Origin of the sequence: Buttiauxella brennerae ATCC 51605 (assembly GCF_001654925.1) — a bacterium.
Classification (GTDB): Bacteria; Pseudomonadota; Gammaproteobacteria; order Enterobacterales; family Enterobacteriaceae; genus Buttiauxella; species Buttiauxella brennerae.
In genome coordinates this window covers 25,626-46,935 of the sequence record NZ_LXER01000032.1, presented here as the reverse complement: position 1 = coordinate 46,935, position 21,310 = coordinate 25,626, and the positions used below count along the sequence as shown (strand labels likewise).

General features: G+C 52.1%; 15 protein-coding genes. 6 read left to right on the top strand and 9 right to left on the bottom strand.

All coding sequences use genetic code 11. The annotated features are described in order from the left end of the window. The first annotated feature begins 83 nt into the window (after positions 1-83). Positions 84-1,517, top strand: coding sequence for a glycogen synthase GlgA (glgA, locus tag M975_RS17455; RefSeq protein WP_064561169.1), 1,434 nt, complete (start codon positions 84-86; stop codon positions 1,515-1,517). A gap of 22 nt (positions 1,518-1,539) precedes the next feature. Continuing rightward, complete coding sequence (glgP, locus tag M975_RS17450; protein ID WP_064561168.1) at positions 1,540-3,987, top strand: glycogen phosphorylase; 2,448 nt, start codon at positions 1,540-1,542, stop codon at positions 3,985-3,987. Positions 3,988-4,083: 96 nt separating this feature from the next. On the opposite strand, the gene M975_RS17445 is transcribed toward glgP, so the two are convergent. From M975_RS17445 to glpE, 3 genes are all read right to left on the bottom strand, one after another. Next, positions 4,084-4,842 carry a DeoR/GlpR family transcriptional regulator gene (locus M975_RS17445; RefSeq protein ID WP_064561167.1) on the bottom strand — a complete coding sequence of 253 codons (759 nt, stop codon included), beginning with the start codon at positions 4,840-4,842 and terminating at the stop codon, positions 4,084-4,086. A gap of 22 nt (positions 4,843-4,864) precedes the next feature. Then, positions 4,865-5,695, bottom strand: coding sequence for a rhomboid family intramembrane serine protease GlpG (glpG, locus tag M975_RS17440; protein WP_064561166.1), 831 nt, complete (start codon positions 5,693-5,695; stop codon positions 4,865-4,867). A 177-nt stretch (positions 5,696-5,872) separates the two neighbouring features. Then, positions 5,873-6,202, bottom strand: coding sequence for a thiosulfate sulfurtransferase GlpE (glpE, locus tag M975_RS17435; protein ID WP_064561384.1), 330 nt, complete (start codon positions 6,200-6,202; stop codon positions 5,873-5,875). A 319-nt stretch (positions 6,203-6,521) separates the two neighbouring features. On the opposite strand from glpE, the gene glpD reads away from it, so the two are divergent. Then, positions 6,522-8,030, top strand: coding sequence for a glycerol-3-phosphate dehydrogenase (glpD, locus tag M975_RS17430; RefSeq protein ID WP_064561165.1), 1,509 nt, complete (start codon positions 6,522-6,524; stop codon positions 8,028-8,030). 81 nt (positions 8,031-8,111) lie between these two features. Here the strand turns inward: glpD and malT are convergent, their stop codons facing one another. After that, the gene (gene malT, locus M975_RS17425; RefSeq protein WP_064561164.1) at positions 8,112-10,820 is read right to left on the bottom strand and encodes an HTH-type transcriptional regulator MalT; all 2,709 of its coding nucleotides are present in this window, start codon (positions 10,818-10,820) and stop codon (positions 8,112-8,114) included. A gap of 376 nt (positions 10,821-11,196) precedes the next feature. Here malT and malP point away from each other — a divergent pair, with 376 nt between their 5' ends. Together malP and malQ are read left to right on the top strand one after the other, a co-directional pair. Continuing rightward, positions 11,197-13,599, top strand: a complete 2,403-nt coding sequence (gene malP, locus M975_RS17420; RefSeq protein WP_064561163.1) for a maltodextrin phosphorylase — start codon at positions 11,197-11,199, stop codon at positions 13,597-13,599. A gap of 8 nt (positions 13,600-13,607) precedes the next feature. Then, a complete protein-coding gene (gene malQ, locus M975_RS17415) occupies positions 13,608-15,689 on the top strand; it encodes a 4-alpha-glucanotransferase (protein WP_064561162.1) in 2,082 nt (693 codons plus the stop codon). A 91-nt stretch (positions 15,690-15,780) separates the two neighbouring features. Here malQ and nfuA read toward each other — a convergent pair whose 3' ends face one another. Both nfuA and gntX read right to left on the bottom strand, forming a co-directional pair. Then, positions 15,781-16,356, bottom strand: coding sequence for a Fe-S biogenesis protein NfuA (gene nfuA / locus M975_RS17410; RefSeq protein WP_064542768.1), 576 nt, complete (start codon positions 16,354-16,356; stop codon positions 15,781-15,783). A gap of 58 nt (positions 16,357-16,414) precedes the next feature. After that, positions 16,415-17,098, bottom strand: a complete 684-nt coding sequence (gene gntX, locus M975_RS17405; RefSeq protein ID WP_064561161.1) for a DNA utilization protein GntX — start codon at positions 17,096-17,098, stop codon at positions 16,415-16,417. Between the two features lie 38 nt (positions 17,099-17,136). Here gntX and bioH point away from each other — a divergent pair, with 38 nt between their 5' ends. Beyond that, positions 17,137-17,910, top strand: coding sequence for a pimeloyl-ACP methyl ester esterase BioH (gene bioH, locus M975_RS17400; RefSeq protein ID WP_064561160.1), 774 nt, complete (start codon positions 17,137-17,139; stop codon positions 17,908-17,910). Between the two features lie 77 nt (positions 17,911-17,987). Here bioH and feoC read toward each other — a convergent pair whose 3' ends face one another. The 3 genes from feoC to feoA are packed head-to-tail and all read right to left on the bottom strand — an operon-like array spanning position 17,988 to position 20,837. After that, positions 17,988-18,227, bottom strand: a complete 240-nt coding sequence (feoC, locus tag M975_RS17395) for a [Fe-S]-dependent transcriptional repressor FeoC (protein ID WP_064561159.1) — start codon at positions 18,225-18,227, stop codon at positions 17,988-17,990. Between the two features lie 9 nt (positions 18,228-18,236). Continuing rightward, positions 18,237-20,558 carry a Fe(2+) transporter permease subunit FeoB gene (gene feoB, locus M975_RS17390; RefSeq protein ID WP_064561158.1) on the bottom strand — a complete coding sequence of 774 codons (2,322 nt, stop codon included), beginning with the start codon at positions 20,556-20,558 and terminating at the stop codon, positions 18,237-18,239. A gap of 54 nt (positions 20,559-20,612) precedes the next feature. Beyond that, positions 20,613-20,837: a ferrous iron transporter A gene (gene feoA, locus M975_RS17385; protein ID WP_034499160.1), complete on the bottom strand. Its 225-nt coding sequence runs from the start codon at positions 20,835-20,837 to the stop codon at positions 20,613-20,615. Positions 20,838-21,310: the final 473 nt, after the last annotated feature.

Below are 21,310 nucleotides of genomic sequence, written 5' to 3'. Positions count from 1 at the left end.
GGGTTGCACGGTGAAGTTTTATCGTTTGGCGCTCCTGAAGTTTACTTGATGAGAGCGCTGCGACTTTCCATACGGGAGCGATAATGCAGGTCTTACATGTATGTTCTGAAATGTTTCCACTGCTGAAAACGGGTGGTCTGGCAGATGTGCTTGGCGCGTTACCGGCGGCACAAATTGCAGGCGGGGTGGAGACGCGAGTCCTGCTGCCTGCTTTCCCTGATATTCGTCGTGGCATTGTTGATGCACAGGTTGTTGCACACCGCGACACCTTCGCGGGTCATATGACTTTGTTATATGGCCACTTCAACGGCGTGGGGATTTACCTCATTGACGCTCCACATTTATACGAACGCCCCGGCAGCCCATATCACGATACCAATCAGTTCGCTTACACCGACAACGTGCTGCGTTTTGCATTGCTGGGTTGGGTAGGTGCTGAGATGGCATGTGGTCTGGACCCCTTCTGGCGCCCGGATATCGTGCATGCGCATGACTGGCATGCGGGCCTGGTGCCTGCGTACCTGGAAGCGCGTGGTCGCCCGGCAAAGTCGGTATTTACCGTCCACAACCTGGCGTACCAGGGGCTGTTTTATGCCCATCATATGAATGAAATTGATCTGCCTTGGTCGTTCTACAACATCAACGGTCTGGAGTTTAATGGTCAAATTTCGTACTTGAAAGCTGGCCTTTACTATGCTGATCATATTACGGCGGTCAGCCCGACTTATGCCCGCGAGATAACCGAACCGCAATTTGCCTACGGAATGGAAGGATTGTTGCGCCAGCGCCATCGTGAGGGACGTTTGTCCGGTATCCTCAATGGCGTGGATGAAAAAATCTGGGACCCGGCCCATGACTTACTTCTGGCTTCTCGCTACACCCGCGACTCGCTGGAAGAAAAGGCCGAAAACAAACGGCAGTTGCAGGTAGCCATGGGGCTGAAAGTTAACGACAAAGCGCCACTGTTTGCAGTGGTCAGCCGTTTAACCAGCCAGAAAGGGTTGGATTTAGTGCTGGAAGCGTTGCCGGGTTTACTCGAGCAAGGCGGGCAACTGGCATTACTGGGGGCGGGTGATTCGGTAATGCAGGAGGGGTTCCTTGCGGCAGCGGCGGAACATCCAGGACAAGTGGGGGTGCAAATCGGCTACCACGAAGCATTCTCGCACCGCATTATGGGCGGGGCTGATGTGATTATGGTACCAAGCCGTTTTGAACCTTGTGGTTTAACGCAATTGTATGGCTTGAAGTACGGCACTTTGCCGCTGGTGCGGCGCACGGGCGGGCTTGCAGATACTGTGTCTGACAGCTCGCTGGAAAACCTGGCAGATGGTATCGCCAGTGGGTTCGTGTTTGAAGACAGTAATGCCTGGTCGCTGTTAAGAGCGATCAGACGTGCCTTCGTGTTGTGGTCTCGCCCTTCGCTGTGGCGATTTGTTCAACGTCAGGCAATGGGCATGGATTTTAGCTGGCAGGTAGCGGCGCACTCTTACCGCGACTTGTATCAACGTTTGCTGTAGCCATCCACCAGGAATCACTGATATGAACGCACCTTTTTCCTATTCGTCACCGACGCTCAGTACAGAGGCACTCAAGCATTCAATCGCCTATAAGCTGATGTTTACTGTCGGGAAAGATCCGGTTATCGCGAACAAACATGAGTGGCTCAACGCCACGTTGTTTGCGGTTCGCGACCGTTTGGTAGAGCGCTGGTTGCGCTCTAACCGTGCTCAGCTTTCCCAGGAAGTTCGCCAGGTTTACTATCTGTCGATGGAGTTTTTGATTGGCCGCACGCTCTCCAACGCACTGCTGTCATTGGGAATTTATGATGACGTCAAAAACGCGCTCGAAGAGATGGGGCTGGATCTTGAAGAGTTGATTGACGAAGAGAACGACCCCGGCCTCGGTAATGGCGGGCTCGGTCGTCTCGCCGCCTGTTTCCTCGATTCATTAGCAACACTCGGCTTGCCTGGCCGTGGTTACGGCATTCGCTACGATTACGGTATGTTTAAACAAAATATCGTCGATGGCCGCCAGAAAGAGTCGCCGGATTACTGGCTCGAATACGGAAATCCATGGGAATTCAAACGCCACAACACGCGCTACAAAGTGCGCTTTGGCGGGCGAGTGCAGATGGAAGCGAAAAAATTCCGCTGGGTAGAAACTGAAGAGATCCTCGCGGTGGCGTATGACCAGATAATCCCTGGCTACGATACCGATGCAACCAACACGCTGCGCCTGTGGAATGCGCAAGCGAGTAGCGAAATCAACCTGGGTAAATTTAACCAGGGCGACTATTTCGCGGCAGTCGAAGATAAAAACCATTCAGAAAACGTCTCGCGCGTGCTCTACCCGGACGACTCGACCTATTCAGGCCGTGAACTCCGTCTGCGCCAGGAGTATTTCCTGGTGTCGTCCACCGTGCAGGACATTCTCAGCCGCCATTTCCAGTTGCATAAAACCTATGACAATCTGGCGGATAAAATCGCCATTCACCTCAACGACACACATCCGGTATTAGCGATCCCTGAGCTGATGCGCTTGCTTATCGACGAGCATAAGTTCAGCTGGGAAGATGCGTTTGAAGTTTGCTGCCAGGCATTCTCCTATACCAATCACACGCTGATGAGCGAGGCGCTGGAAACCTGGCCGGTTGATATGCTCGGCAAAATCTTGCCGCGCCATTTGCAGATAATCTTCGAGATTAACGACTACTTCCTGAAAACGTTGCAGGAGCAGCATCCAAACGATACTGCTTTGCTGGGGCGTACTTCGATTATTGATGAGTCGAATGGCCGTAAAGTGCGTATGGCGTGGCTTGCGGTTGTGGTCAGCCACAAAGTTAACGGCGTTTCAGAGCTGCACTCCAACCTGATGGTGCAGTCGCTATTTGCCGATTTCGCCGCAATCTTCCCGATGCGTTTTTGTAATAAAACCAATGGCGTAACACCGCGTCGCTGGCTGGCTTTGGCTAACCCGCCGCTTTCAGAAGTGCTGGATGAAAACATTGGCCGTACCTGGCGTACTGACCTGAGCCAGTTGAATGACCTGAAACAGCATATTGATTACCCAACGGTGCATCAGGATGTGCGTAAGGCGAAGCTTGCCAACAAGAAGCGTCTGGCAAGTTATATCGGCCAGCAGCTCAACGTGGTGGTGAACCCGAATGCGCTGTTTGATGTGCAGATCAAACGTATTCACGAGTACAAGCGCCAGTTGATGAATGTGCTGCACGTGATTACACGCTATAACCGCATTAAGGCCGATCCGACAGCCGATTGGGTGCCGCGCGTGAATATCTTCGCCGGTAAAGCGGCGTCAGCGTATTACATGGCAAAACACATCATTCACCTCATCAATGATGTGGCGACGGTGATCAACAACGATCCGGTGGTGAAAGATCGCCTGAAAGTGGTGTTTATCCCGAACTATAGCGTTAGCCTTGCACAGATCATTATCCCGGCGGCTGATCTCTCCGAGCAGATCTCTCTGGCGGGAACCGAGGCTTCCGGCACCAGTAATATGAAGTTTGGCCTGAACGGCGCGCTGACCATCGGCACGCTGGATGGGGCAAACGTTGAAATGCTGGAACATGTGGGGGCGGATAATATCTTTATCTTTGGTAATACGGCGGAAGAGGTCGAAACGCTACGGCGTAAAGGCTATCAGCCGCGCGAATACTATGAAAAAGATGAAGAGCTGCACCAGGTGCTGACGCAAATCGGTACGGGCACGTTCAGTCCGGGCGAACCGACGCGCTACCGCGACCTGCTGGACTCACTGATCAACTTTGGTGACCACTATCAGGTGCTGGCAGATTACCGCAGTTATGTGGATTGCCAGGATAGGGTAGATGAGCTGTATCGCCAGCCGGAAGAGTGGACGATCCGCACGATGCACAATATTGCCAACATGGGGTATTTCTCATCCGACAGGACGATTCAGGAATACGCCGATGAGATTTGGCATATTAAGCCGGTGAGATTGTAATTATTCCCCTCTCCCCAAAGGGGCGAGGGGACTAGCCCCGTATTCCCCCTCTCCCTCAGGGAGAGGGCAGAGGTGAGGGTTGTTCTCACGCAAATATCAGCACAACTCCAGTTGCACGTTATTCTCGGCAATCACCTGCATCACGCCTGCGGGTGGCATCACATCGGTATAAACCTGATCGACAAGGCTAATACTACCCAGATTCACCATCGCATTACGGCCGAATTTAGAGTGATCGACAACCAGCATCACACAGCGTGAGTTTTCAATAATTGCGCGTTTAGTACGAACTTCGTGGTAATCAAACTCCAGCAATGAGCCGTCACCGTCGATGCCGCTGATCCCCAGAATGCCGAAATCCAGCCTGAACTGAGAGATAAAATCGAGCGTCGCTTCGCCGATAATTCCGCCGTCGCGGCTGCGTAATTCGCCACCCGCCAGAATTATGCGGAAGTCTTCTTTAACTTTGAGCGTATTCGCCACGTTCAGGTTGTTGGTCACGATGCGCAAATTGCTGTGGTTTAGCAACGCATGCGCGACGGCTTCCGGCGTGGTACCGATATCAATAAACAGCGTGGCACCGTTAGGGATCTGACTGGCGACTTTCTGGGCGATACGCTCTTTTTCCGCTGTCTGAGTCGCTTTACGGTCATGCCACGGCGTATTCACAGAGCTAGAAGGCAGTGCTGCGCCACCGTGATGGCGCATGATCAGATTCTGCTCGGCGAGATCGTTCAGATCACGGCGAATGGTTTGTGGACTCACTTCAAACTGTTCAACCAGCTCTTCTGTGCTGACATAGCCTTGTTTTTTAACCAGTTCGACAATCGCATCATGACGTTGTGTTTGCTTCACGCTGTTTTATTCTCCTGAAATGCTATGTTCGTTTTCGCGCATGCATTGTATCAACCAGCGCCATCGCAAGCCCAACAACCAGGCCGGTGATGTGTGCAGCGTTGGCGATAGACATTCCTAAAACATCGAAAAATCCTATCACAATCCACAGTACTGCAAAGCCTAACAGGCCGCGCTGCATATAGATGCCGCTGTCAGGGTCACGTTCGCCACGCAGCCAGACATAACCCATCAGCGCGTAAACCACACCGGACAAACCACCAAACAACGGGCCACCAAATTTAGCCTGTACAAAACCGCTCAATAAAGCCGAAATCAACGTTAATGTGATGAGTTTTCCGCTGCCGAGGCGCTTTTCCACAGGGCCGCCGAGGTACCACCACCACAGTAAGTTAAACGCGATATGCATAATAGAAAAGTGCATCAAAGCATGGCTGAAATAGCGCCACAATTCATAGTGCAAACTGTCTTTGTACGGCCACGCTAACCAGACCATAACCGCACGGTCACCCATCACTTGCATCATCAGGTAGACCAGCACACAGGCGGCCATGATCACCATTGTGAAGGGACCAGCTTTCTGCGTAATCGTAGCGAGGAACGGATAGCGTTGATACTGCAAGCCGCTGCCAGTGTGGCCGGTATTCCAGCTTGCGGCCAGATAACGTGAATCACCAGGATTGGCGAGGAATTGTTCAAGCTCAGTACGAACGCGTGATTCCTGGCTGTCATTCGCCAACCAGATATCGCTTTGTTCATGCCGTTGAATCGTGAGGATAATCCCCTGCGTCGCCATATAGTCGACAAATGCCTGCGCGACTCGCGGGTTGGCAAACGAGGTAATCATGATCATAAGGTTTCAACCAAATCCGTACAAAAGAAATGAGTATACCCGTCATACTTCAAACTGCATCTTTGTTGGCTGCACTCATTCACCCAAATCACTTACTTAAGTAAGCTCATCGGGATTCATTCCCTTGCCGCCTTGATGCAGCTCGAATTATTTAGGGTAAGGCAGTCGCACAACAATTTAAGACGTGCCGTGTTCGACTTCTGCCGGGAAATGACGGTGCCATGCGTCAAAACCACCATCGACGCTGTACACCTGATCGTATCCTTGTTGCAGCAAATACTGCGCCGCACCTTTGCTGCTATTGCCGTGATAGCACATCACCATGACAGGGGTTTCAAAATCGGTTTGCTGCATAAAGGCCACTAAACGATCGTTAGTCAGATGGAACGCGCCCGGCGTATGGCCCATCGCAAAGCTTTGTGGATCGCGGATATCCACTAACACAGCGTGTTTTTGCTGCAACTTCTGGTGCGCTTCTTCCACACCAATACACTCAAAAGTTTCCATGGTTTTGCTCGTCATTTTATTGAATTGCTTTGCGCTATATTAAGGGAATCTGCCCTCTGGCCGCTGATATACCCGTCGCCCTTCAAGTTGCAGGGTTGTTGGCTGCCCTCATTCACCCGAATCACTTACTACAGTAAGCTCATCGGGATTCATTCGTTTGCCGCCTACCTGCATCTTGAAGTAGCTCGAGTATATTAACGTCATTATGTTATCCATATCACGCAGTAATGTTTTTTTTTCGTTACAAACCGCGCGTACTCTTGCTAGTATGAGCGATAACGAACATATTTGAACTTTAACGAAAGCGTGTGAGGGCAACATGGAAACTAAAGATCTGATTGTGATTGGCGGAGGAATTAACGGGGCAGGTATCGCCGCTGACGCCGCAGGCCGTGGTTTATCCGTGTTGATGCTTGAAGCGCAGGATCTGGCCAGTGCCACATCATCGAATAGCTCGAAATTGATTCATGGTGGCCTGCGCTACCTGGAGCATTACGAATTTCGCCTGGTGAGTGAAGCATTAGCCGAGCGCGAAGTGCTGCTGAATATGGCTCCACATATTGCTTTCCCGATGCGCTTTCGTTTGCCACATCGCCCACATCTGCGCCCGGCGTGGATGATTCGAATTGGCCTGTTTATGTACGACCATTTGGGTAAGCGCACCAGTTTACCTGCGTCCACCAGTTTGCGTTTTGGCGCAGATTCTGTCCTGAAACCTAATATTGTGCGCGGTTTCGAATATTCTGATTGTTGGGTAGACGATGCCCGCCTGGTGTTAGCGAACGCGCAGATGGTGACGCGTGAAGGTGGGGAAGTGAAAACCCGCACCCGTGCCACCAGCGCTCGCCGTGAAAACGGCCACTGGATTGTCGAAGCGCAGGACATTGATACTGGCGAAACCTTTACCTGGCGAGCTCGTGGTCTGGTCAATGCCACCGGTCCGTGGGTGAAGAACTTCTTTGATGATGGCCTCCAGTTGCCTTCGCCATATGGCATCCGCCTGATCAAAGGCAGCCATATCGTCGTGCCACGCGTGCACAACCAGAAGCAGGCTTACATTCTGCAAAACGAAGATAAGCGCATTGTGTTTGTGATCCCGTGGATGGATGAGTTTTCGATTATTGGCACCACTGATGTGGAATATAAGGGCGACCCGAAAAATGTTCACATTGATGACAACGAAATCAATTACCTGCTGAATGCGTATAACGCGCACTTTAAAAAGACACTGAGCCGCGAGGACATTGTCTGGACTTACTCTGGCGTGCGACCGCTGTGTGATGATGAGTCTGATTCACCGCAAGCTATTACGCGTGACTACACGCTTGATATCCATGACGAGCAGGGCAAAGCTCCACTGTTGTCTGTGTTTGGCGGCAAGCTCACCACGTATCGTAAACTTGCGGAACACGCGCTGGAGAAGTTGAAAGGCTATTACCCGAAAATGGGACCTGCATGGACCAAAGGTTGCACTTTACCGGGTGGCGATATCAATGGTGACCGGGATGATTACGCCGCGCAGTTGCGCCGCCGTTACCCGTTCCTGACCGAAAGCCTGGCACGCCGTTACTCACGTACTTACGGCAGCAACAGTGATTTGATTCTGGGCCGTGCCACCAGCATCAACGAGTTAGGCGAAGATTTCGGGCATGAGTTTTATGAGGCCGAGTTGCGCTACCTGGTTGAACACGAGTGGGTGCGCGGCGTGGATGATGCTATCTGGCGTCGTACCAAATTAGGGATGTGGTTAAACGAAGAGCAGCAGGCGCGGGTGGCGCAGTGGCTGGGAAAGTGGGGCTCTAAAGCTGCGTTATCGCTGGCGTCGTGAGTTTTTTGCCCTCACCCCGACCCTCTCCCCCAGGAGAGGGAGAAAACCGTTCTATACCCTCTCCCTCAGGGTGAGGGTAATTTAAACCCCGTAACCCATCATCTTCAGCAATTTTTGCGCGTGCTGCACCGCGTCCTGGCGGTGTGCCACGCCCAGTTTCTGATACAAATTACGAATGTGCGTTTTAATCGTCGTGGCCGCCACATCCAGCTCGCCGGCGATTTGTTCATTGCTGTAGCCTGAATAAATCAGTCCCAGCACTTGCCATTCACGCTGTGTCAGCGGGCTGGTGCGGATAAGCTCCGGTACTTCCGGGTGCGTCAGTAAACGGTTAACAAAGTTCTCATCAAAATGGGCGAACTTATGGCGGTGATGCTGGTTAATTTCACGCAAAATGCGCTGCGCACGATGCTGGTCGAGTTCGGGTAATGTGTTGAGTTGAATCAACTGGCGTAACTGCTGCGCCATCGCTTCGCCTTCAATCACAAAATGGCTGATAAACCCGGTGCGATTCGCCAGCGCTAGCGCTTCCAGCAGCACGCGTTGCGCATCGCTTTTACGCCCGGCCTGCCAGTAAAGCTGGTTTAGCAGTAGCAGGTTGCGGTTAAGGTCACTCATCAGGCGCAGGCTGCGGGCGTTTTCGTTTAACTCTTCAAGCACCATTTCGGCGGGTTCGAAATCACTCAGCAAAATTTGTGCACGTGCGATATTACGCCACTGGCTTTGCAGGAAGTGGTTATTGGCAAACTCTGGCTTCGGCGTCAGGCGCAGCCAGTTGGCGGCAGATTTTTTATCCCCCGTCATTTGCCAGTAAATCACACGGACTTTATCGGCGTTGGAAACCCAGTCGCTGTGGAACGAGCCATTACCCAGCAGGTTTTCCAGGCGGTTCAGGTGATTACGTGCGTTATCCATGTCGCCGCGCGCCAGTGAACATTGCACGAGCAGCGCCATACATTGTAATTGCTGTTGCGGCTGGTAGCCGGAAAGCACTTCCAGGCCCATGCGCGTGCTGGCTTCAGCTTCATCCAGACGCGACCATGCCCAAAGGAGCTGCGCACGAATACGGAGCAGGAACTCATGTAAGGGGAGTTGCTCAAGATGCTGCTCTTCAATCAGGGCGAAGGCTTTCTCTTGCGATTCCCAGGCAGACTGAAGGAAGCCTTGTGCCAGCAAGATTTCGCTCTGCTGGCATAAACCCCACAGCGCGTAATGCCACATGTCATGGCGGCGTGCCATTTGTTCAGTTTGCTGCATTACTGACAGCGATTTGGTGAGCTCGCCTTTGCAGTGCAGCACTTCGCCGTGTACAGAAGTCGCGACAATCCGGCTGTAAAAACTGGCCAGCGGTAGCGTATCCAGCGCAATCATGGCAAGGCGTTCTGCCTCATCCGGGTTGCCGTCATTAATGGCAACCTGAGCGCGTAATGCGTTAAATTCGCCGTGCATGACATCATCCATCACGACATTCATTTCTTGTTCAGCGCGCGCCAGTAGGGTGTTAACTTCACTGTAGCGATGCTGGCTTTGCATCAACCACGCCTGCAACAAAACAAGTTTTGGATTCTCCAGCAAACTTTCCCACGGCAGTGCTTTTAACGACTCTTCCAGCAATGTGAGTTCGCTGTGATTAAACAGTGCCCAGGCATGATGCAGCAAGATGTCGCGCAGCAGGGTGGCGTCGCCTGCGGCAAGGGCATGGTGAATAGCTTCGCTTGGGAAACCCTGCGCCATCCAGCTTTCTGCGGCGGCGCGATGAATATCCGGAAGTTCTGTCGCCAGTTCCCACTGGCAACGCTGGCGCAGGAAATTGCCAAACAGCGGATGGAAACGGAACCATTCGCCGCTGTCATCCATGCGTTGGATAAACAGTCCTTGCCGCTCCGTTTCTTCAAGACGCATCTGGCCGTTTTCTTCGCCCGTTACGCGCACAATCAATGCATCGTTCATCGAACGCAGCACGGAACTTCGCAGCAGGAAGTTGCGGGTTTGCGCATCAACATTATCCAGCACTTCATCGGCCAGATAGTCAGATAAGTGGCTGGCGTTAATGCCCGAAAGACGGCGTGCAGAATGATGAGGTGAGGAGTTGCTGTTTTGCCGTGCGGAAAGTGCGATTAATTGCAGCGCAGTCGCCCAGCCTGCGACGTCATCGCACAGGCTGTTGCTGTCACTATGTTCGAGTGGCGAGTTCAGCCGGTGGTCAAAGAACTGTTTTGCTTCCGGATGGGTAAACGCGAGTTGCTGGCTACCAATTTCAAGCAGTTGATCGCGCACGCGTAAATTGGCGATACCCAGTTGTGGCAAATTGCGCGACAACACGACCAGCGTCATATTTTCTGGCTGGTGGCGAATAAAAAAGCGCATAGCTTCATGAATAACGGGGTTGGTGATCAGATGGTAATCATCAATCACCAAAAACATTGGGCGATGCCATTCCACCATTTCAATAAAGAGCTGGGCGAATAAAGCATTCAGGCTTGAGTACTGGCGTTTTTGCACCATGACTTCACTGGTGACGCAATGGCCTGAGGTCGCTTGCTGAATCGCCGCTATCAAATAGCTGGCAAAGCGTTCTTGCTGGTTATCACCCTCATCCAGAGAGTACCAACCAAGTTCATTTTTCCCTGCTGCCCACTGAGAAACCAGGGTTGTTTTTCCATAACCCGCCGGGCTGGTTATCAGTGCCAGTCGATAATTATTAGCTGTCGATAATTTCATCAACAGCCGGTCGCGGACCACTGTATTTTCCAGACGAACTGGACGACTTAATTTGGAGGGGATCAGCATGGTCAATCACTTCACTGTGTATGAGATATGCACGAATGCGATTTTTTTCACGCTTCGTAATTAATACTAACTACAAGGTCGACCAGATTGCGGCTTATTGCAAGATTGTTAAGGGTTTCAGACGTTGTAAGTTGCACTTTGTCACAAATCTATTGATTAGATGAATCCAATCGAGGCGTAGATTAGGTCGAAGCAAAAACTCAGTGCTGGTGGGCATTCTGCCAGCAAGCACCTAACGTTAAGTGGCGGCGATCACATTTTTAGCTACTCCCCGCTACTCCTCCCTCCCTAATCCCCCTCAGGAGGAGGAATAAGCCCAGGCCACCCGGCACACTAACGGGTAATGAAATTAGAACATCACAGGACCCGAGCCCCTATGTCACAGACGACCTTCAATAAAGCACAATTTCAGGCTGCACTGACACGTCAGTGGCAGCGTTATGGACTGCATTCCGCCGCTGAAATGACTCAGCAACAATGGTGGCATGCCGTCAGCGGTGCACTTGCAGAATTACTGGCCGCGCAGCCGGTCGCTAAACCTGAGAAGAAACAGCGCCACGTCAACTACATCTCAATGGAGTTTTTGATTGGTCGTCTGACGGGCAACAATTTGCTGAACCTTGGCTGGTATCAGGAAGTGGCGGATGAACTGAAAGCATTCGATATCAACCTGACCGATTTGCTGGAAGAAGAAACTGATCCAGCATTGGGCAACGGTGGTCTGGGACGCCTCGCGGCATGTTTCCTGGACTCTATGGCAACGGTTGGCCAGTCCGCGATTGGTTACGGTCTGAATTATCAATATGGCCTGTTCCGCCAGTCCTTCCAGGATGGTCATCAAATGGAAGCGCCTGATGACTGGAAGCGCGGCAGCTACCCATGGTTCCAGCATAATGCAGCGCTCGATGTACAAGTGGGTGTTGGCGGTAAAGTGATTAAAGACGGCGACACCACGCGTTGGGAACCGGCGTTTATCTTCCATGGCGAAGCCTGGGATTTGCCTGTTCTCGGCTACCGTAATGGCGTGGCGCAACCGCTGCGTTTGTGGCAGGCAAAACACGCTCATCCGTTTGACCTCACCAAATTCAACGACGGCGATTTCCTGAAAGCAGAACAGCAGGGCATCGACGCTGAAAAACTGACTAAAGTGCTTTACCCGAACGACAACCATCTGAACGGCAAGAAACTGCGCCTGATGCAGCAGTATTTCCAGTGTGCGTGTTCAGTGGGCGATATTTTACGTCGTCACCATTTAGCAGGGCGCAAGCTAAAAGAACTGGCTGATTACGAAGTGATTCAGCTGAACGACACCCACCCGACTATCGCGATTCCAGAGCTGCTGCGTGTGCTTATTGACGAGCACCAGATGAGCTGGGACGACGCATGGGCCATCACCAGCAAAACCTTCGCTTACACCAACCACACTTTGATGCCTGAAGCGCTGGAGTGCTGGGACGAGAAGCTGGTGAAAGCGCTGTTGCCGCGCCATATGCAGATTATCAATGAGATCAACGCTCGCTTTAAAAAGCTGGTGGATAAAACCTGGCCGGGCGACGAGGCTGTCTGGGCGAAACTGGCCGTTGTGCACGACAAACAAGTTCGCATGGCGAATATGTGTGTTGTCAGTGGCTTCGCCGTGAATGGCGTTGCGGCGCTGCACTCAGATTTAGTGGTCAAAGATCTGTTCCCGGAATATCACCAGTTATGGTCGAACAAATTCCATAACGTCACCAACGGTATTACACCGCGCCGCTGGATCAAACAGTGCAACCCAGCGCTGGCAGCATTGCTTGATAAGAAACTCAAGAAAGAGTGGGCTAACGATCTGGATGTGCTGGAAGGGCTGGAAAAATATGCCGATGACGCGAAATTCCGCAAAGAATACCGCGACATCAAATATCAGAACAAAGTGAAGCTGGCGGCGTTTGTGAAAACGCGTACTGGCATCGTGATAAGCCCGGATGCGTTGTTTGACGTGCAAATCAAACGCCTGCACGAATACAAACGCCAGCACCTGAACCTGCTGCATATCCTGGCGCAGTACAAAGAAATTCGTGAGAACCCAACAGCCGCCCGCGTGCCGCGAGTGTATCTGTTTGGTGCGAAAGCGGCACCGGGTTACTACCTCGCCAAAAATATTATCTTCGCGATCAACAAAGTCGCTCACGCCATCAATAACGATCCGATCGTTGGCGATCAGTTGAAAGTGGTGTTCCTGCCTGACTACTGCGTTTCTGCGGCGGAAGTGATGATCCCAGCGGCGGATATTTCTGAACAAATCTCTACCGCAGGTAAAGAAGCATCCGGCACCGGCAACATGAAACTGGCACTTAACGGCGCGTTGACGGTCGGTACGCTGGATGGTGCGAACGTGGAAATCGCCGAGAAAGTGGGCGCGGAAAACATCTTTATCTTCGGCCACACTGTGGAAGAAGTAAAAGCGCTGAAAGCCAAAGGCTACGATCCGGTGAAATGGCGTAAGAAAGATAAAACGCTGGATGCGGTGCTCAAAGAGCTGGAGAAGGGCATTTATGCCGATGGCGATAAACATGCGTTCGACCAGATGCTCCACAGCATTGGTAAACAAGGCGGCGACCCGTATTTGGTGATGGCAGATTTCACCGCGTACGCCGAAGCGCAAAAACTGGCGGATGCACTGTATCTCGACCAGGAAGCCTGGACGCGCGCCGCCATTCTTAACACGGCTCGTTGCGGCATGTTCAGCTCCGATCGTTCTATCCGTGATTATCAGCAACGTATCTGGCAGGCAAAACGCTAAGGGAACGCATGGACAGCAAACGTCTTGATAACGCCGCCCTTGAGGCGGGAATTAGCCCAAACTACATTAACGCCCACGGCAAACCGCAGGCTATTCCTGCGGATACCAAGCAGCGTTTGCTGGATGCCATGAGCCGTACCACCGCCTTGAAAAAGGTGGCGGTGACGCCAGTGGCAAATGTGCTGCTGTTTACTTCCGGCACTCGCATGGCGACGGTGCTGGAAGGTAACGGTGATTACAGCTGGCAGTTGACGACCGAAGACGGTAAGCAGCATAAAGGCCATGCACTGGCAGGCAAAAAACTGACTCTGCCTGCCGCGCTGGCGGAAGGCTACCACGACCTGACGGTCAGCCAGAATGAACACCACTGGCAGTGCCGCGTGATTGTTGCGCCAAAACGCTGCTATGAACCTGCGGCACTGATGCAGGATGAAAAACTGTGGGGCGCGTGCGTTCAGCTTTATACCTTACGTTCCGCCCATAACTGGGGAATTGGCGATTTCGGCGATTTACAGCGCATGCTGGTGGATGTCGCAAAACGGGGCGGGGCATTTATTGGCCTGAACCCAATCCACGCGCTGTATCCGGCAAACCCGGAAAGCGCCAGCCCGTATAGCCCGTCTTCTCGCCGTTGGTTGAATGTGATTTATATCGACGTGAATGCGGTCGATGATTTCTTGCTCAGTGATGAAGCGCAAGACTGGTGGAAAATGCCGGTCACGCAGCAAATGCTGAATGAAGCCCGTGATGCGCAATGGGTGGATTATTCCACCGTGACCGTGCTGAAGATGGCTGCTCTGCGCATGGCGTGGAAGCAGTTTTCGCGGCGCGGTGCGCGTGACGAACAAGTGGTCGCCTTCCAGAAGTTTGTGCAGGAAGGCGGTGATAGCCTCTATTACCAGGCCGCTTTCGATGCGCTGCACGCATACCAGGTTAAAGAAGATGAAATGCGTTGGGGCTGGCCGGTATGGCCGGAAGGTTTCCGCGATGCGCATAATCCTGAAGTAAAAGAGTTCTGCACCGAACACAGTGACGAAGTGAATTTCTATCTGTGGCTGCAATACCTGGCCTACGTTCAGTTCGATGCATGCTGGCAAACCAGCCAGGGCTTTAAAATGCCAATCGGCCTGTATCGCGACTTAGCGGTAGGTGTTGCCGAAGGCGGTTCTGAAACCTGGTGTGATCGCGAGCTTTACTGCCTGAAAGCCTCGGTGGGGGCCCCGCCGGATATTCTCGGTCCGCTCGGACAGAACTGGGGTTTACCACCGATGGACCCGCATGTGATTACGGCGCGTGCCTATCAGCCATTTATCGAATTGCTGCGCGCCAATATGACCAGCTGCGGTGCATTGCGTATTGACCACGTGATGTCGATGTTGCGTTTGTGGTGGATCCCTTACGGTGAAACCGCAGATAAAGGCGCATATGTGCATTACCCGGTTGACGATCTCTTGTCGATCCTGGCGCTGGAAAGTCAGCGTCATAACTGCATGGTGATCGGTGAAGATCTGGGTACTGTGCCGGTTGAGATCGTTGGTAAGCTGCGCGACAGCGGGGTTTACTCGTACAAAGTGCTCTATTTCGAGCACGACAACGAAAAACAGTTCCGCTCCCCGAAATCGTGGCCGAAACAATCCATGGCAGTCGCAACCACTCATGATTTGCCGACGCTGCGGGGTTACTGGGAAAGTGGTGACCTGGCTCTGGGCAAAACGCTTGGGCTTTATCCTGACGACGAGATGTTGACTGAGCTGTATCAGGATCGTGAACGGGCTAAACAAGGTTTACTGGATGGGCTGCATGAATATGGTTGTCTGCCAAAACGCGCCGGACACAAGGCTTCAATGATGGCGATGACATCAACGCTTAATCGTGGAATGCAGCGTTACATTGCCGACAGCAACAGTGCGTTACTGGGCCTGCAGCCGGAGGATTGGTTGGGTATGGCGGAGCCGGTGAATATTCCAGGCACCAGCTATCAGTATAAGAACTGGCGTCGCAAGTTATCGACTTCGCTTGAGGCGATGTTCGCCGATGAAGAAGTGAATAAGTTGCTGAAGGATTTGGATAAGCGACGTAAGAAAAGATAAGAGAAATGTCGGATGTCGCTATGCTAATCCGACCTACAAAAGCATACGTAATTGTAGGTCGGATAAGCGCAAGCGCCATCCGACACATCAATCAATAGTACGAATGCTCGCCGCGCTGGTGTTCGGTCAAATCGCGAACGCCTTTCAGTTCCGGGAACTCAGCCAGCAGCTGCTTTTCGATGCCTTCTTTCAGGGTCACGTCTACCATTGAACAGCCGTTACAACCGCCGCCAAATTGCAGAATCGCAAAACCTTCATCAGTGATTTCCATCAGCGTAACGCGACCGCCGTGGCCTGCCAGCTGTGGGTTTACCGTCGCTTGCAGCATATATTCAACGCGCTCCATCAAAGGCGCATCATCGGAAACTTTACGCATTTTGGCGTTTGGCGCTTTCAGCGTCAGCTGTGAGCCAAGCTGGTCGGTGACGAAATCAATTTCAGCATCTTCAAGATAAGGTTTGCTCAGTTCATCGACATACGCGGTCAACTGCTCGAATTTGAGGGCGGTATCTGACGCTTCTACCGCATCCGGCGGACAGTAAGAAACCCCGCACTCCGCATTTGGAGTACCAGGATTAATGACGAATACGCGAATTTGCGTCCCTTCTTCCTGACCTGCCAGCAGTTTGGCAAAGTGGGATTGTGCTGTATCGGAAATACGGATCATAACGATTGCTCAATAGTTGACTATTTTAGTCGGTTATAATACGCCCATCATCGAGGGTCTACAAGGTTCGACAAAGGCACCACACCTGGATAGTCGCCGCGCCCTGCTTTTTCAGCATTCGCGCAATTTCCGCCACCGTACTGCCCGTCGTGACGACATCATCCACAATAATTATATGGCGCCCAGCCACTGGAAAATCAACCCTGAAAGCACCTTTAAGATTGTTGCGACGCATACGTGCGTTCAGTTGATGCTGCACCTGCGCGGCGCGGATCCGCAGCAACCCTCGCGGCATATAGTCACATTGCAGCCAGTGTGAAAGCTGTCTTGCCAACAGGTCGCTTTGATTAAAACCACGCCGCCAGGCACGACGCGAATACAATGGAACACTCACGATGCAATCAGGTTTCGGCAACTGGCTAAAGCGTTTTGCTTGCAGTACACGCAGCAGCATTAAACGCGCCAACGCCGGAGCCAGCGCGACAGTGGCGTTAAATTTAAACCGCTGAATAAGCTGACTTAGCGGTGGGCCATAATCCGTGACGAACAACAACGCATCCCATTCCGGTGGTTTTTGCAGGCAACGGCCGCAGGGCGATTTTGTATGTGTGGCAGGTAATCCACAGCGCGGGCAGCAGGGCGGTGGAACGGGTAATGCTTTAACGCAGCATGAACAAAGTCCCCAATGCGCGCAGGTGAGTGGCATCTGGCATAGCCAACATAGCCCTGGGATTGTTAGCATATTCGCTTCCTTGCAGATAAAAATGAGAACAGTAACTGATGAGCAAGCTTTGGTGGCAGACAAAAGGTGAAGGGAAAGATGATCTTGTGCTGCTGCACGGATGGGGGCTGAATGCGGAAGTGTGGCATTGCATTTGTGCGGAATTAAGCTCGCATTTTCGTCTTCATCTTGTCGACTTGCCGGGCTATGGCCGCAGCCAGAGTTTCGGGGCGCTCTCACTGGAGGAAATGGCTGATATCGTGTTGGCGCAGGCGCCAGAGCAGGCGATTTGGCTTGGCTGGAGTCTGGGCGGGCTGGTGGCAAGTCAGGTTGCATTAAGTCATCCGGAGCGTGTGAAAGGGCTGGTGACTATCGCGTCCTCGCCTTGTTTCACCGCGCAAGGTGACTGGCCGGGCATCAAGCCTGAAGTGCTGGCAGGTTTCCAGCAGCAATTGAGTGAAGATTTTCAGCGTACCGTTGAGCGCTTTTTGGCGCTCCAGACGCTGGGAACAGAAACCGCACGCCAGGACGCTCGCCGTTTGAAAGCGGTAGTGCTTGAGCAACCAATGCCGGGTGTTGAGGTGTTAAACGGTGGGCTGGAAATTCTCAAGACTGCAGATTTACGCGAGCCTTTGCGCCAGCTTACGGTACCGTTCTTGCGTTTATACGGTTATCTGGATGGGCTGGTGCCGCGTAAAATCGCGGGTTTGTTAGATGAACAGTGGCCGCAAAGCGAAGCAGTGATTTTCCCGAAAGCGGCTCATGCGCCATTTATTTCGCATCCACAGGATGTGTGCCTGGCGCTTGAGGCGTTTCAAAAGCAGCTTGGTTAATGTCGGATGTCGGTTCGCACGCGTTACAGTTAATTTGCGGGTTTTATAGGGGGATTAGCGTAAGCGACACCCTCCACCTATGCGCGCAACGCCCACACTTCCCGAACACATTTCTTCCCTTCAGGGCAGCTCTTGCAGCTCCCCGTCAGGCAATCGCTCGGGTCTTCGGTGATACGCATTGCTTTGCCCATCGCTTCAAGGCGGCTCAGCATTGCATTCACCAATGGCAACGGCGTGGCGAGCTGTTGGCTAATTTGCGTGGCATCCATGCGCCCTTGTAGCGCCAGTGCATCACGAATCTCAATTAAGCTCGCCATACCTTCTCCTTAGTGGCAATCGCCAGCGGTGCTTTTACAGCAGGCCGCTTCGACTGTTTTACGGGTTGTCATCAGGCTGACATCCACACGGCTGCGAGCTTTACGCAACCCACCAATCAGCAACACGTTGAACAACACCACCGCGAGGATACAGATCAGGCTGTACTGCGGATGTGCGCTAAATGTGACGGTTTGATAGTAAAGCGTGGACAGCGAGTAGGCGATATTCAGCCCCCACAACACCGAGAACATCATCCAGCCACGGCTGGACTCTCGGGCGACCGCACCCATCACCGAAATGCAGGGGATATAAAGCAGAACGAAAATCAGGTAGCTATAGGCCGCAGCCGGGCTGCCAAATTTGCTGCTCATCACACCCATTGCACCGCTTGCCATTTCACCGTCGCCTTTGCTGGCTTCGATTGGGTTCAGCAACACGCTCAGGCTGAAGGTGTCTTTCAGGCTTTGCCAGGTTTCACCTGCGGCACCGCCTAACTCATCAAGCAAGTTGAAGCTTGCAGCATCAAACGGTTCTTCGTGCATGTCTTCAGCGGTGTAAAGCGTGTTGAGCGTACCGACCACCACTTCTTTTGCCATGGCGCCAGTGAACAGGCCGACAGTCGCCTGCCAGTTATCTTCGTGGACACCAATCGGTTTTAGCAACGGAGTGAGCACACGGCTGACCGACGCCAGCGCCGAATCGTTGATGTTGTCCACTTCTTTGCCGCTAAACGAGAAGCTATTTAGCGCACCAATGAAAATACTGACGATGACGATAACTTTACCGGCACGCAGCACGAAACCTTTCAGGCGTTGCCAGGTTTGCAGCAGCAGGCTTTTCAGGTGCGGAACGTGGTAGACCGGCAGTTCCATCACAAACGGTGTCGCTTCACCACGCATGATGGTGTGCTTAAGCATCAGGCCAGTCAGAATCGCCATCACGATGCCAAGAATATAGAGCGAGAAAACAACCAGCGCGCCTTGCTGCCCGAAGAACGCGGCGGCAAATACTGCAAAGATGGCAAGGCGTGCGCCACATGACATAAACGGCGCCATCATGATGGTCATCAGGCGTTCACGCGGAGCATCGAGCGTACGCGCACCCATCACCGACGGCACGTTACAGCCAAAGCCAACAATCAAGGGTACGAATGATTTGCCCGGCAGGCCGAGAGATTGCATCAGGCGGTCCATCACAAATGCCGCACGCGCCATGTAGCCGGAGTCTTCAAGGAACGAGAGGAACAGGTACATCATGCCGATTTGCGGCACCAGTGGCAGCACGGTGTTGATACCACCGCCGATACCTTGTGCTAAGAAAATCGTCAGCCAACTTGGGAAGTGCAGTGTGGCGCCAATCCACTGAATACCGTGGATAAAGATGGCCGCAGAACCGCCGTCAAAAATGGGCTGTAATGCGCCGCCGATGTTAATCGCCAGCAAGAACATCAAATACATCACCAGCAAGAAAACAGGCAAGCCGAGGAAACGGTTAAGAATGATTTTATCCATCATTGCCGTTAAGCGATGCGGTTCGGCGGTCAGGCTATTACTGATTGAATCACAGATGGCGGCGATGGTTTGATAACGCGCATCGGCAATCAGCAGTGCCGGGTCTTCGTTTTCTTCTGCCAGTTGTGCACGAACCACATCCAGCTTATCTGTGGCGTGGCCGGCATATTCACGGCTGTAGATATCGCCTTCGAGCATTTGCAGTGCTAACCAACGGCGTTGCTGCTCTGGCATATCCGCAGGCATTTCTGCCGCCAGCTTGTCTGCTTCTTCAAGCAGACGTGGCGGATAAAGCACTAAATCGCTGTGCGTGTTTGGCTGACGGCGGTCGATTGCCAGTTTCAGGCCTTCCATGCCACGGCCACGAGTGGAAACCAGTGGAACGACCGGGCAGCCCAGGCGTGCAGCCAGCGCGTCGATATCAATGCGAATGTCCTGCTTTTCGGCGATGTCGAGCATGTTGAGCGCGACGACGCACGGAATGCCGAGTTCGAGCAATTGCAGCGTCAGATACAAATTGCGCTCAAGGTTGGAGGCATCGACGACGTTGATCAGTAAATCTGCGTCACCACTCAGAATGTAGTGACAGGCAATTTGTTCATCCAGCGAAGTCTGGGATGAAATAGTGGTCAGCGAGTAAGTACCCGGCAGGTCAACAAGTGTGACCTGATGTGCAAGCGTTGAAAACTGACCTTCTTTACGTTCTACGGTAACCCCCGCCCAGTTCCCCACTCGCTGGCGTGAACCGGTTAGCTGGTTGAATAACGTGGTTTTCCCGGAGTTAGGGTTACCGATTAAGCCGATAGTTAATTTTTTCATTTTTTTCGTGAACTTAAAGAAAATAGCAACGAGCGCGAGCGCTCACCCCGCCAATCAGGCAATGGCTTCAACGTGCAGTAATTCGAGATCTTTTTTACGTAGTACCAGGCTGACGCGACGTGTTTGGATATGAATCGGGTCACCTAATGGCGCGACACGTACAACGTTGAATGAAGAGCCGGGCAACATACCGAGCGATAATAATTTCTGGCGATATGACGGGCTAATTTCGCTGGCAAAGCCGGTAATTTTCCACGCACTACTTGGCAAGAATTGCATAGGTCCTACTTAGAGCTGGGCTCTTATGTTTACGCGAACGAAAATGAACGTCTGTCTGCAAAGGCAAAGGACTTCATGCAATGGAAACTGACTTATCGTTGGGTAAAGGAGAAATAACGAACAAATCAATGATAATGAGAATGGTTTCTGTCTTCAATGATTATTTTTGTGATGAATAGATCGTTTTAATCTATTTTTCAGGAGAGGTATGACTAATTTATTTTTTAGATGTCGAGCATGGATTTTATATAAATATCAATAATTACAATGTGTTAAATTTATTCTGTGACAATCATTTTATTAATGAATATTCGTTAATGTTGTCTTGGTATTTCATCTGTTACAAGTTTGATAAATACTGGTGCTGTTTTTAAATTGTTGCGAAAATTGATCTGCCGCAAACTCATTCTATTATTTGAAAAATTAGTTAGGGTGATAATGAAATGTTATTTATTTCTGACGGGGATAAAACA